A 12731-nucleotide genomic window follows, 5' to 3' on the forward strand; every position below is an offset into this window, starting at 1 on the left:
CCTTTATTATAAGTGAATACACACTATCTGTGAATAAGAACATTCCTAAAACTTCTAATTTTACATAAAATTAGTATTGACTTAAATAGAGATTGTTGATATCATTACAACGAATGTTTGAATAGAGTGAAAAGAGGAAAATAAATGACATTACAAGATATCACACAATCCACAACCCAAGTCGTTACATCTGCCGTCCAAATAAATGCTTTAAACAGTCAAAAGCTTGCTAACTTTTACCAAAATACCATTGGCTTGACACTTATATCTAAAAGCAAAGGATTTTATAAACTCGGAACTCCTGATCACAAAGTTCTTCTTGAGTTATTTCCAAATGCTAGCAACAAAAAGGAACGTACAACAGGTCTATACCATATGGCATTCTTACTACCCAACAAAAATGAATTAGGGACTATTCTTCAATCCTTTATCGATAAGCAAATCCCTTTACAAGGCGCTGCCAATCATGGTTATTCTAACGCAATTTATCTTGCAGATCCCGAAGGAAATGGTATTGAAATATATTACGATAAAAAGCAAACAGAGTGGGACATCCGAGCGACAGGTCATATAGTGGGAGTGACCGAACCAATGGATATCGACTATGTTCTTGAAGGAGCTAATCCCACCTTTGATGGCTTACCAATCGGTACCACTATGGGACACATACATTTGCATGTAAGCGACCTTGATGAAACCCTTAATTTTTATCGTCAGATCCTCGGACTCGGTCTCAAATATCCTTTAGGAAAGCAAGCTTACTTTCTTGCAAGTAGCAACTATCATCACCACCTAGGGATTAATATTTGGCAGGGACACAATTTACCTGCACCCAACATTAATACCTGTGGTCTCCGTGCAAGTGTATGGTCTGCCAATCAAATCGATTATCAAACGATTCAAACTAAACTAAAGGAATTTGATGTGGAATATAAGGAAGGCGATAATACTTTAACATTTGAAGACAATTCAGGTCTCACAGTCATTATAGAAAAGAAAAGCTAACAATAAAGACCCATAGAGTCAGAAACTCTTTGGGTCTTTACTTTAATCAAGCAAGCTAGCCGCTTTCTCATCTAAAAACACATGCACTTTACGATGTTGTTGTAACGCACTTGCAGGGATGGCTTCTGTCATTGGCCCTTGAATCATCTCTTTTACCGCTTTAGCCTTATTCAAACCAAACGCCATTATAACTATTTCTTTAGCACTCAGTATCGATGCAATTCCCATACTTATTGCTTCTTTAGGAACCTCTTCTTCAGAACTAAAAAATCGTTGATTATCTGAAATTGTAGATTCTGTTAATTGAACATGTTGCGTTTGAGAATCGAAGCTTGATCCAGGCTCATTAAATCCTATATGTCCATTAGAACCGAGTCCAAGTAACTGGAGATCAATCGGATTATTTGCAATAACTTCATCATAACGCCTAGTTTCTTGATCTAAATCTTTAGCCAAGCCATTGGGAAGATGAGATTCTTTAAAAGGTTTATGACGGAATAAATGCTGATTCATAAAATAAGCATAACTCTGGGGATGTTCACTTCCTAACCCAACATATTCATCTAAATTAATTGACGTACTCTCACTAAAATCAAGATCCGAATCACTCATTAATTGATATAACTTTTCCGGTGTCGATCCAGTCGCCAAACCAAAGACTGTTGCTCCTTCTTCTTTTTTGTTCTTATATAGCTCAAAGACAGCCTGAGAAGCTTCATCACTGTTCTTAAAAATTTTGATATTCAACCTATTTCCTCCTTTAGTTCCATGAAATTTATGGTTATTATTGTACCATTAAATCAATAGACACCAAAGAATTTCTTACTATTATGACGTAATTCACAATTTAGCAACATTCAGGTAACAATCCACTCTTGATTTGAATTTCATGCTAAACTTACTATAAATTTAAAAATTGGAGGAAATCTATGATTAAATATAGACAGTATAAAATATTCCGTCTTTTTGTCAATTTAATCGCTATTATCGTCATTGGGAACCTAACCATGAAAATATCCCTCTTTGACAGGGTTTACGCTAGCCAACGTGATACATCCCAGTTACCTAAATCTTTTCAATCTTTTTCATCCACTACCGAACCTCCACAAGAGAATCCGGATGAAGCTCCCACTGATAATGGGCCTATCATAACTCCTACTCCCCCCTCAACTTTTGATCCAGAGGAGGATAATGTAGAAAGTAGCTCAGAGCAACCCTCCGAATCTCAAACGGAAACAAGTTCTGATTCGAGTACAAGCGAAACAAGTTCAGAATCAACTTCTGATCACACAGAAGATCCTACTAGTATACCATCATCAACTCAGCCTGATGTCGAATCAACCAATACCACTATTCATTCCTCCGAACCAGGAAGTCTAGTGGCTATCACAAGTGATCAATTACCAATCGATTATATGTTATCAGCGATTGTGTCAGGTATACAAGAACAAATCTATTTCATAGAAGACCAGTATTACCTTTACACTTTTATCATACGCCAGCTCACTATTCTTACAAATAATCATGTACTGAATATCGTTGATCTACACTTATTCAATTGGTTAGAGGCTTCCCTACTCTATATCAATCAAAACTTTAGTTCTTATTAAAAAATTCATAAAATAACTTATTAGGAGGTAATCCGTTGTCAGAATACGCCTGTTTAGACAACCAAGAGCTTGAACTTGAACGCGATAAAATTCGTCAACTCTTCCAACCAGAAATTTTAGAACGAAAAGCGACAATTTTTAAAATCCTCGGAGATTTAAATCGTGTTAAAATTGTAGAATTACTAATGAACTACGATAAACTCTGTGTGTATGAAATTTCTCAATTTATCGGAGCTTCAGTTGCCACAACATCTCATCATTTAATCACTTTAAAAAATCATCACATTATTAACTCAGAAAAAGAAGGTAAACATGTTATATATTCAATGAGTGATGAAATCATTGGAGAGCTGGTTCAAATTGCCAATGGTCTTAACATTTCCTGTCCAACTAAACGTTTGCCAAAATAATAAAAAGGTCCTCAAAAAGAGTGACCTTTTATTATTCATCTTTATTTTAATCAATATTTTCCGATAATTTTTCCATTTTTTGTAAAAATTATAATTTTTTTATCTAAAAGAGAGGTTACATTTTCCCAATATTTGATGTATTATAATATTATAATTATAAATTCCAAATGTACCTTTAATGAGGAGGAAAATCTATGTATATTTCAAATATTAATTCTGCTTCAATAAAATTAGATAAGATTCAAGCAGAAAGAATCCCTACCTCCCAAAATATAACTATTGATTCTGAGGAACACTTAGTCATGATTTATATTCATAAGGGAGCGGCTCACTATACTTATAATGGTATAGAAGGAGAGATCAAGAAACGCGATATATTAATTCTAAATCCAGAACATACTATTCAAATTTCTCCAGTCAGAAAGATAGAATGGATTAAAATTGATTTATCTGGCGTGCTCTTTACATCTTCAACAGAAATTGAATCAATGGATAATATTTTTATTATCTCAGATCAAACACAAACCATTAAACATTACCTCGATTTAGCTTTATTAGAATTCCAAGAGCAATTTCGCGGCTCGGAACTTATTCTACGTAAACTAATCGAATGCGTGATGGTTCATGTTCTGCGTCATCATGAATTATCAATCAAAGACTCAAGCATTCAAATTCGTCACAAAGAAATCGATGATATCAAACAATATATTCGTGAGAATTTTTCTAAAAAGATCACGCTCGATGAATTATCTAAACTGGTAGATATTAATAAATACTACTTAATTCGTCTCTTTAAACAGCAAACAGGGCTTTCACCCATTGACTATTTGATTCATGTTAGATTATCAGAATCTGAAAAATTGCTCACACAGACATCTATTACGATCTCTAAAATTTCAGATGTTGTAGGGTTTCATTCACCCTCTCACTTCTCAAAAACCTTTAAAGAAATCAATCATATGACCCCATCTGTCTACCGTAAGCAGTATTCAAAACAAAATCATATTGAATTCTAAAAAAACCCCCAACTAGTTTTCCTAGTTGGGGGTTTTTTAGGATGCTCTTTTATCGAATCATCTATTCAATTCCTCGTACTTGGCGAATAACATCTGCAATACGCTCTACATACTGGTCAACCAATTCATCTGTCGGAGCCTCTGCCATCACTCTTAATAAAGGCTCGGTTCCACTAGGGCGAACCAAAATTCTACCTTTTCCTTGCATTTCTTCCTCAACTTGTTCGATCACTTTTACCACTTCTGGTTCATCCATCACAGTATGTTTATCTCGTACTTTAACATTTACTAACTTTTGTGGATAAATTTTCACCTCATCTGCCAATTCAGATAGGCTTTTACCAGTTTCTTTCATCACTGCCATTAGCTGAACAGCCGACAACAATCCGTCTCCTGTCGTATTAAGATTTAAAAATATAATATGTCCAGATTGTTCTCCACCTAAAGTATAGCCTCCTCTACGCATCTCTTCTACTACATAGCGGTCCCCTACCTTTGTTTTTAATGCAACCATATCATTCGCTTCAACAGCTTGATGGAATCCAATATTACTCATAACAGTCGAAACAATCGTATTATCATTTAAACGTCCTTTTTGTTTCAGGTGTTTACCACAGATAAACATAATTTTATCTCCATCAACAAGCTCACCCTTTTCATCAACGGCAATCAAGCGATCTCCATCTCCGTCAAAGGCTAAACCTAAATCTACCTCTTTTTCCTGAACAAAAGCTTGTAAGGCTTGTGGATGAGTAGAGCCCACTCCTTCATTAATATTCAAACCATTTGGTCGATCTCCCATAGTGAAAAACTCCGTCTCCATATCAGCAAATAATTGATTGATCAACGGAGAAGTCGCACCATTTGCTGCATCAATCGCCACTCGCATCCCAGACAGATCTACTGATACTGTAGTTTGCAAGAAATTTAAATATTTAATCGTTCCTTCATGAAACTCATCAATTGTCCCCAAGCCTTCTGCGCTTGGGCGCTCTAATTTGTCTTCAGATTGCTCCAAAAGAAGCTCAATTTCTTCTTCTTGTTCATCAGAAAGTTTAAATCCGTCTGCTCCAAAAAACTTGATACCATTATCTGCAACCGGATTATGTGAAGCTGAAATCATGACACCAGCAACTGCATTTTGGGTTCTCGTTAAATAAGCAACAGCTGGTGTAGGAACAATCCCTAACTGCATCACTTCAATTCCTACTGATAAAAGACCAGCTGTTAAAGCAGCCTCTAACATCTCACCTGAAATACGGGTATCCCGCGCAATAAGTACTCGAGGAGATTCCACATCTCCTGCATGCTCTCTTAAAACATGCCCACCATAACGTCCTAATTTAAATGCTAGCTCTGGTGTTAGCTCTTGATTTGCGATTCCTCTTACTCCATCTGTTCCAAAATATTTACCCATGAATTTTCTCCTATCTTCATCAATTTGATTAGATTTTGATACCTTATTATCTATTATCTGTTTCATCGCTATTATTTTCTTCACTATTTTCTTGTGACAATTTCGCTTTAGTCGGTTCCATTTCTATATTTATCTCCACTTGATTAATATTCGCACTACTAATTCCACTAGGCAAATTTAACATTCCTGTAACCTTGCTAGATTTCTGCAATTGTGAAACGTCTACAACAACTTCTACTGCTTCAATACTTTTCAGCACTTCCTGACTTCCATATAAAACCACTTGCTCATGATTAGCAAAACTATATGAATAACTGGCGCGCGAATTATCCTCACCAATTGCAGTGATCTCTAAGGGAACTTCCTTTGAATTCTGAATGATTTCGACTTCCGCAGCAATGTCCATTGTATCTGTATTAACATCTAGTAATTTACCCTCTTTATCTAGAATTTGTAAACGATATGTTTTAGTAAAAGGTTCACTGACCAGTTCTTCGGAACTAATGTTAATACCAACAAAATCAATCATGTCAATTGCAGCTTTACTACCTACCAATTTAACATTTTCTGGTTCTACTGTGATGGAGTCAACTCGATAATCTGAATTCACTTGCAACTCATCAATAGTATACTCAACTGGCATTTCTACTACTTCCCTTTGCTCAACAGAAACTGACACTTTTGATGGGTTAATACGATAACTAACTTCATTGGGTAACCCCTCAATTTCCAACGACAATGTCGCAGTTCCCAAATCATCCTCGGAAACTTCTTCCGTCTGAACAATAAAGCTATCACGAGTGACTTGATTCAGAATATTTCTAGGTCCCTCTAATTTTACTGAAACAGTTTCCTGAATATCACTGACATAAATATCATCAGGATGTTCACCCAAATAGAGAGGAATTCCTTCTATTGTTTCCGTTGAATTGACACTTGTAGCAGTTTGTGAGTTTAAAGCAGCATGTCTCGCATAGTTTTCACTCGTTACAAATGAATAAATCACTAGAGCAAACAGTAAAGAAATTAATCGTACGGCCCATTTATTCTCCCAAACTCTATTCACCTTGATTCCCTCCTTTACTGATTAAATTGCTGGTAAAGAAGTCTTTTATCATTTGAAAATTATCCTGATCAGTATTATCTTCATTATTTTCATCGTATAAATATTCCATTAATTTAGCGCGCAGATCTTCACGATTTAAATCTCGATGCAAAAAGTCATTTTTAACAATGGAAATTGCTCCGGTTTCTTCCGATACAATTAGCGTTAACGCATCTGTCACTTCCCCCAAACCAATCGCAGCTCGGTGTCGAGTTCCCAATTCCTTGGGAATTAATTTACTTTCAGATAATGGAAGGTAACAAGAAGCTGCAGCTATTCTAAAATCACTAATAATTACTGCGCCATCATGAAGTGGTGTATTCGGTATAAAGATATTTATCAGCAATTGGCTCGTGATATTAGAATCCAAAGTTGTCCCAGTAGAAATATATTCATCAAGTGGATTTTCGGCTTCAATAGATATCAAAGCACCGATTTTACGCTTCGACATATAGAGCAGTGAGGTCTCCAGATCATCAATCAACTGTTCGCTTGGATTACGACTTGATGAGGTCGTTCTCCTAAATAAACTTCTCCCTAAATTCTCTAAAGCTTTTCGCAATTCTGGTTGGAAAAGAATAATTAAAGCGACTACACCCCAAGAAATTAATTGACCTAATAACCAGTCTATTGTCTGTAGACCAATCGTCTGACTAAAAAATTTAGCAACTAATATTAAAGCAACTCCTTGCAACAGATTCATTGCGCGTGTTTTTCGGGCATATACTATTAATTGATAGACAATAAACCAGACTATCAGTATATCTAAAATACTCACCAATGGCTGAGTTCCAAAGAAGCGATTTAACCAGTCAACCATCCCATCACCTTCTTTCAATCCAATACCTTACTATTTTATCATACCATAAATTCAACATCATTATTCTCATTAAAATTTCTTTATCTACGATAATCCGGATGTCTTCTTAAGGAAAAATTCTCCGGGACGGGATCAAAACCTCCCTCTACAAAAGGATTGCATCGTAGTATTCGAGCTACTCCCATCAAGATCCCCAAAACACTTCCATGTTTTTGAATCGCATCTAACATATACTGCGAGCAGGTTGGAGAATAGCGACAAGAAGGAGGGGTAAAAGGCGATATAAATTTTCGATAAAAACGCACTAAAGCTATCATAACAGTTTTCATATTTAACTCCTAAATTTTTTAGCCTTTATTTATCAACAGTTTCTATTATAATATGTTTAAAGACAGATACCAAGAAAGAGGTCAGATAAATGTCCAATAAGCTCCTCAATAAGCTATTAACCCTCATGCAAAAAGAACAGATCAGCAACCTTTTGATTAGCGATCCCTTCAGCATCAACTATTTATGTAACTATTATACTGATCCAGGCGAACGACTCCTACTATTAGACATCAAAATTGATGGACAAATTAATCTGTTTATCAATCAACTTTTTCCTAAATTTCACGAGGATAACTCATCTATTAATCCTGTATATTATAAAGATGGAGAAGCCATTCTGACTACCATCGCAAAGCAACTGATCGATGGTAAAGTTGGCATCGATAAAAACTGGCCGAGCCAGCATTTAATAACACTCATGAATTATCGCAAAGATTTAATTTTTATCAACGGTAGCCCACTGATTGATTCCTTAAGAGCACGTAAAAACACAGAAGAAATTGTTAAAATGAAAAAAGTATCTTTGCAAAATGACCAAGCAATGAATAGAATTATGCAAAAGCTCTCTGACCAATTAAGTGAACAACAAATGGTTCAATACTTAGATCAAGTCTATACAGAGCTTAACTGCGATGGCTTCTCCTTTGATCCCATCATCGCTTATGGAGCAAATGGAGCTGATCCTCACCATCAAACAAGTAAAAAACAGCCACAGATAGGAGAGTCGATTATAGTTGATATTGGCTGTTTACAAAATGGTTACTGTTCTGATATGACACGTACTTTCTTTTATGGACAAGTCAGCTCCAAAGACCAAGCTATTTATCAAACCGTTCTAGAAGCTCAGTTAGCAGCTATTAATCAAGTTAAACCTGGCGTTAGCTGTTCTTCCATTGATCAGGCTGCAAGAAGTGTCATAGAAAGAGCCGGATACGGCAACTATTTTACTCATCGTACTGGACATTTTATTGGACAAGAAGTCCACGAAGAAGGTGATATTAGTCCATACAACCACCAGCCTGTAGAAGTCGGCAACATCTTTTCAATCGAGCCTGGTATATACCTTCCAAATCAAATGGGGGTTCGTATTGAAGATTTAGTACTTGTAACCGAAGATGGCTATGAACTCTTAAATCATTTTACAAAAGACTTAATTATTATTGACACAGATAAAAGCTGAGGAATCTGATATGCACATCAAAATTAAAGATCAAGTCCTTCTCTATCTCATCAGTCACCAAAATCAAATCATAAATGGAGCAAATCTTGCCTCAGAATTAAAGGTCTCAAGAAATGCTGTTTGGAAAGCGATTAAGCAACTCATCCAAGAGGGACATGCAATTGAGTCTTCTCAATCTAAAGGTTACCAGCTAAAAAGTTTATCCCAAACAATAAATCCTCTTTTGATTCAACATGAAGTAAGAAAGCCTTGGAAGAATTTGCACATACACTATGAAAATGGAGTAACCTCAACAAATGATCTAGCAAAAGAATGGCTTATTACCCATCCTGGACAAAAAGGCCTTTTTATTTCTAATCACCAAACTCAAGGACGAGGTCGTCACGGTAAAGCCTTCTATTCTAAATTGGATGAAGGACTTTATTTTTCAATCGTGCTCCCTATTCCTGCACTTTTACAAGCTGAGTTTACACAGGTTACTCTCATTACAGCAGTAGCTTTAATCGATATCCTCCAGGATGATCTATCAGAAGAATTAAAAATAAAATGGGTCAATGATATTTTTTACCAACAAAGAAAAGTTGCTGGAATATTAAGCGAAGCAAATGTCGATATTGAGAGCCAAACCATATCCAATGTCATCATTGGTATAGGTTTAAACCTAGCAGGTGATATAACAGAAATGGATCAAGAAACTCAACAAATTGCTGGCACACTTTTTGGACACAAAATACCCAAAAACTTTTCAAAAAATAGTCTCATCGCTAACGTCATAAATCAAATCCAGCATTACCTTGATGAGCTCCCTCAAAATAATTATTTATCTATTTATCGTCAGCATCTTCTCGGTTTAAATCAAAAAATCTTTTATTCTTCTAATCAAAAAGAAGAAATGGGAATAATAAAAGGAATTAATGATCAAGGGCAGCTAATCGTACAACAAAACAATCAAAATATTGTACATCTGAATTCAGGTAATATCCGTATAGGTAGCCAACAATTTGTATCAAAGAAAGAAACTAAACATAAATCCAATATTAACTGATAGCACTATTTACCCATACTTTAATTATTTCTTACCCATAAAAAAGCCCTTAAAGATTTACTTTAAGGGCTTAAATATTAGATTTTTGCTTAGTCATTGAGTGGCAGTCCATTCTCATTTAGCCATGCATACACAAGACCGAGAAGTAGCCCTCCACCAATATAATTTCCAATCCAGGCAACTAGCCAAGCAAGAATGACAGTAGAAGCAGCCATTGAAGATGAAGAATAATTACTAAATAAAACCAATCCTACAGAGCCAAAGTTGGCCACTACGTGTTCAAAGCCTAAAAATACAAACATAAAAATCGCACCAAAAACAATAAACAGCTTTGCCACTTCGTTTTTAGCTAAAAGGTAGCCAAGAATCGCTAAATTAACATAAATATTAGCAGCAATCGCTTCAATAAATACTTGCCCTAATCCTTTGCCTAATTTTCCTTCCACAGTTGCTACAATAAAATTTTCTGCCGTCAGGTGACTAAAAGCACCCGTATGAGCAATTAAAGCAGCGGCTAACAAAGCGCCTAGTAAATTACCTAAAGTGCAGAAAAATAAAATTTGAATAGATTTCCCTGCTGAAATAAATCGATGATAAGTTCCAGCAGTCAAGTACATCATATTTGATGTGACAAGTTCCTGATGCAAAAATAAAATAAAAGCTAAACCAAAAGGGAACAATAATGAGTAAGCAAATTTTCCCACATGTGGTGCTCCTACATTTAAATAATCAGCTGCATATACCCCAGCAGCTGTCGCAAAGACAAGCATTGCACCTGCATACATGGAGCGAACAAAATAACGTGTTTTACTTTGATCAAATAGTCCCTCTTTTTTCTTAACAGAAGCTCCAACGATCTGAACAAAATTTGACTGAACTACTGAACTTTCTTCCATACAATCTTCCCCTCTAAAATTTTCTTACCTTCCCAGTCTATCCATTTTATACTTTAAATTCAACTGAAAATGGCACATAATTCAAAAGAATAAGTAAAATAGAGGTGTTTGGCTACTCTTCAAAATAACGTTGTTCAAAGGCTAATTGTTCGGGAAAAACAAACTCATAACCTTGGTCTCTTAACATAGGAATTAAAAAATCAATTGCTTCTGGAGTTGCTTCATGCGTATCATGCATTAATAATAGCGTATGATGCTGTAAACTCATTGTTACAGTTTCAATAATAGAATTAGCATCTTGTGTCGACCAATCTAAAGTATCTAAGTTCCATAAAATAGATGTCATCCCATGCTGATTAAGCAAATCAACTACTCTCCAGCCCCCAGATCCAAAAGGCATTCGATAAAGATCAGGCTCCACACCAGTAGCATCAACAATTGATTCTTGAGTCCAATCAATTTGCGTCATTACCTCCTCATCCGATAAAGTTGCAAGATCAAAATGATTGTAAGTATGATTACCAATTAAATGTCCCTCATCAACAATTCGTTTAGCTAATTCAGGATTTTCATCTACATAAGCTCCCATCACAAAAAAAGTAGCTTTCACTCCATGCTTATTTAATATATCTAAAAGTTTTGGAGTGATATCAGCATTAGGTCCATCATCAAAAGTTAAAGCAATGAGAGGCTGATTATCCAAGCTACTCCCTCTTAAGGGACCCGATAACGACTCTGTCTCTTCCAATAAGGCATAGAAGTTTTCTGAATAGTCACCAAACTGATGACCATCTAGGATGGTTTTCCCCAAAAGATCCGCATATTCTCCAATATTTTGTTTAAGTTCCTCACTTTGAGGATGAGCCACGAGATGACCATATTTTTTTTCAAACTCATTTAAAGCTTTTAAAGCAGGTTCAATATCACCTCGAATTTTTATAGAAGGCAATTCTTGGGACTTTTTATTTGCAATATCAATTTGATCTAATATTTCTTCTGCCTCATAATAAATTTGACATATATCAGAATTGGATTCATTACAAGAAGCAATTTTACTCTCTAGAGATGAGCGATCTACTTCTGGTATCAAAACTCTTTGACCATCTGAATCATTAATCACAAAAATAGAGCGAGCATTTTCAATTTCTTCAAAAGACTCTTTTGCTCGGTCAAATTTCGCTTGATAAGTATATCGGCTTAACAATGGTAATTGGTTAATCTTTGCTTGAACTTGATCAATATCTTCTTCCACTATATTAGATTTCAAAACAAGTTGATCTTTTTTAAGATGATATAAATTATCGATAGAAGATTTAACCTGTTCAATATCCTGTGCGTTTGGCATTTGCCAAAGACCAAAAATAACCATAAAGGATAATAATATCCCAAAAATTAGCCAGCGATTGCGCCACTTATCAGGATTAAGTAGTTGATTATTTCTTTCAAAAGACAAAATATATACCCCTTTCTACTCGGTCCACATTCATAACTATTATAAGGAATAACCCCATATAAAGAAAGGTAAATTTATGAGTAAAAAAAGAAAACAAATAAAAAAACTTATCGCAATCGATAAGCTACAATCAAAGCCACCTGTCGGAGTCGAACCGACGACCTCTTGAATACCACACAAGTGTTCTACCAACTGAACTAAGGCGGCAAATATTTTTATATAAAAAAAAAGAACTCCGCCAGTAGGGCTCGAACCTACGACATCATGATTAACAGTCATGCGCTCTGCCAGCTGAGCTATGGCGGAATCACATAGACAAGACACGCGCGGCAACGTCCTACTCTCACAGGACCAAAGGTCCAACTACCATCGGCGCTAAGAAGCTTAACTGCTGTGTTCGGCATGGGAACAGGTGTGTCCTTCTTGCCATTATCACCACACAGT

The 12731-nt window shown here is 35.7% G+C and carries 13 protein-coding genes, 2 tRNA genes and 1 rRNA gene; 6 read left to right on the forward strand and 10 right to left on the reverse strand.

The window, feature by feature from the left end:
• Window positions 1-144 precede the first annotated feature (144 nt).
• Complete coding sequence (locus HZY91_RS06715; protein ID WP_197115502.1) at window positions 145-1005, forward strand: VOC family protein; 861 nt, start codon at window positions 145-147, stop codon at window positions 1003-1005.
• Window positions 1006-1047: 42 nt separating this feature from the next.
• Here the strand turns inward: HZY91_RS06715 and HZY91_RS06720 are convergent, their stop codons facing one another.
• Window positions 1048-1752 (reverse strand): glucosamine-6-phosphate deaminase, encoded by a 705-nt coding sequence (locus HZY91_RS06720; protein WP_197115503.1) that lies wholly within the window; start codon window positions 1750-1752, stop codon window positions 1048-1050.
• A gap of 182 nt (window positions 1753-1934) precedes the next feature.
• Between HZY91_RS06720 and HZY91_RS06725 the strand changes: the two genes are divergently transcribed.
• The 3 genes from HZY91_RS06725 (at window position 1935) to HZY91_RS06735 (ending at window position 4041) form a co-directional block, all read left to right on the forward strand.
• Window positions 1935-2615 (forward strand): hypothetical protein, encoded by a 681-nt coding sequence (locus tag HZY91_RS06725; protein WP_197115504.1) that lies wholly within the window; start codon window positions 1935-1937, stop codon window positions 2613-2615.
• Window positions 2616-2650: 35 nt separating this feature from the next.
• Window positions 2651-3025: an ArsR/SmtB family transcription factor gene (locus HZY91_RS06730; protein ID WP_197115505.1), complete on the forward strand. Its 375-nt coding sequence runs from the start codon at window positions 2651-2653 to the stop codon at window positions 3023-3025.
• Between the two features lie 194 nt (window positions 3026-3219).
• On the forward strand, window positions 3220-4041 hold the full coding sequence (locus tag HZY91_RS06735) for a helix-turn-helix domain-containing protein (protein ID WP_197115506.1): 822 nt from the start codon (window positions 3220-3222) through the stop codon (window positions 4039-4041).
• A 61-nt stretch (window positions 4042-4102) separates the two neighbouring features.
• Here the strand turns inward: HZY91_RS06735 and glmM are convergent, their stop codons facing one another.
• The 4 genes from glmM to yidD form a co-directional block, all read right to left on the reverse strand.
• Complete coding sequence (glmM, locus tag HZY91_RS06740; RefSeq protein WP_197115507.1) at window positions 4103-5458, reverse strand: phosphoglucosamine mutase; 1356 nt, start codon at window positions 5456-5458, stop codon at window positions 4103-4105.
• 46 nt (window positions 5459-5504) lie between these two features.
• Entirely contained in the window at window positions 5505-6524 is a 1020-nt protein-coding gene (locus HZY91_RS06745; RefSeq protein WP_197115508.1) for a CdaR family protein, read from the reverse strand.
• Window positions 6517-7383 carry a diadenylate cyclase CdaA gene (gene cdaA, locus HZY91_RS06750; RefSeq protein ID WP_197115509.1) on the reverse strand — a complete coding sequence of 289 codons (867 nt, stop codon included), beginning with the start codon at window positions 7381-7383 and terminating at the stop codon, window positions 6517-6519. Before cdaA ends, HZY91_RS06745 begins: the two co-directional genes overlap by 8 nt.
• An 80-nt stretch (window positions 7384-7463) precedes the next feature.
• On the reverse strand, window positions 7464-7712 hold the full coding sequence (gene yidD / locus HZY91_RS06755) for a membrane protein insertion efficiency factor YidD (RefSeq protein WP_197115510.1): 249 nt from the start codon (window positions 7710-7712) through the stop codon (window positions 7464-7466).
• Between the two features lie 89 nt (window positions 7713-7801).
• On the opposite strand from yidD, the gene HZY91_RS06760 reads away from it, so the two are divergent.
• Window positions 7802-8893 carry a M24 family metallopeptidase gene (locus tag HZY91_RS06760; RefSeq protein WP_197115511.1) on the forward strand — a complete coding sequence of 364 codons (1092 nt, stop codon included), beginning with the start codon at window positions 7802-7804 and terminating at the stop codon, window positions 8891-8893.
• Window positions 8894-8903: 10 nt separating this feature from the next.
• Window positions 8904-9938: a biotin--[acetyl-CoA-carboxylase] ligase gene (locus HZY91_RS06765; protein ID WP_197115512.1), complete on the forward strand. Its 1035-nt coding sequence runs from the start codon at window positions 8904-8906 to the stop codon at window positions 9936-9938.
• 89 nt (window positions 9939-10027) lie between these two features.
• Here the strand turns inward: HZY91_RS06765 and HZY91_RS06770 are convergent, their stop codons facing one another.
• The 5 genes from HZY91_RS06770 to rrf all read right to left on the reverse strand — a co-directional run bounded on the left by HZY91_RS06770 (window position 10028) and on the right by rrf (window position 12727).
• Complete coding sequence (locus HZY91_RS06770) at window positions 10028-10834, reverse strand: formate/nitrite transporter family protein (protein ID WP_197115513.1); 807 nt, start codon at window positions 10832-10834, stop codon at window positions 10028-10030.
• A 112-nt stretch (window positions 10835-10946) separates the two neighbouring features.
• Window positions 10947-12287: a polysaccharide deacetylase family protein gene (locus tag HZY91_RS06775; RefSeq protein ID WP_197115514.1), complete on the reverse strand. Its 1341-nt coding sequence runs from the start codon at window positions 12285-12287 to the stop codon at window positions 10947-10949.
• Between the two features lie 134 nt (window positions 12288-12421).
• Window positions 12422-12494: transfer RNA gene (locus tag HZY91_RS06780), tRNA-Thr, on the reverse strand.
• 26 nt (window positions 12495-12520) lie between these two features.
• A tRNA-Asn gene (locus tag HZY91_RS06785) sits at window positions 12521-12593 on the reverse strand.
• 18 nt (window positions 12594-12611) lie between these two features.
• Window positions 12612-12727 (reverse strand): 5S ribosomal RNA (gene rrf / locus HZY91_RS06790).
• Window positions 12728-12731: the final 4 nt, after the last annotated feature.

The organism is Facklamia lactis (assembly GCF_015863205.1).
Taxonomy (GTDB): Bacteria; Bacillota; Bacilli; order Lactobacillales; family Aerococcaceae; genus Facklamia; species Facklamia lactis.

Excerpts from the sequence above, each read along its gene's own strand:
- HZY91_RS06715 (WP_197115502.1), top strand. The coding sequence starts at position 145 with ATGACATTACAAGATATCACACAATCCACAACCCAAGTCGTTACATCT.
- HZY91_RS06725 (WP_197115504.1), top strand. The coding sequence starts at position 1,935 with ATGATTAAATATAGACAGTATAAAATATTCCGTCTTTTTGTCAATTTA.
- HZY91_RS06735 (WP_197115506.1), top strand. The coding sequence starts at position 3,220 with ATGTATATTTCAAATATTAATTCTGCTTCAATAAAATTAGATAAGATT.
- glmM (WP_197115507.1), bottom strand. The coding sequence starts at position 5,458 with ATGGGTAAATATTTTGGAACAGATGGAGTAAGAGGAATCGCAAATCAA.
- cdaA (WP_197115509.1), bottom strand. The coding sequence starts at position 7,383 with ATGGTTGACTGGTTAAATCGCTTCTTTGGAACTCAGCCATTGGTGAGT.
- yidD (WP_197115510.1), bottom strand. The coding sequence starts at position 7,712 with ATGAAAACTGTTATGATAGCTTTAGTGCGTTTTTATCGAAAATTTATA.
- HZY91_RS06760 (WP_197115511.1), top strand. The coding sequence starts at position 7,802 with ATGTCCAATAAGCTCCTCAATAAGCTATTAACCCTCATGCAAAAAGAA.
- HZY91_RS06765 (WP_197115512.1), top strand. The coding sequence starts at position 8,904 with ATGCACATCAAAATTAAAGATCAAGTCCTTCTCTATCTCATCAGTCAC.
- HZY91_RS06770 (WP_197115513.1), bottom strand. The coding sequence starts at position 10,834 with ATGGAAGAAAGTTCAGTAGTTCAGTCAAATTTTGTTCAGATCGTTGGA.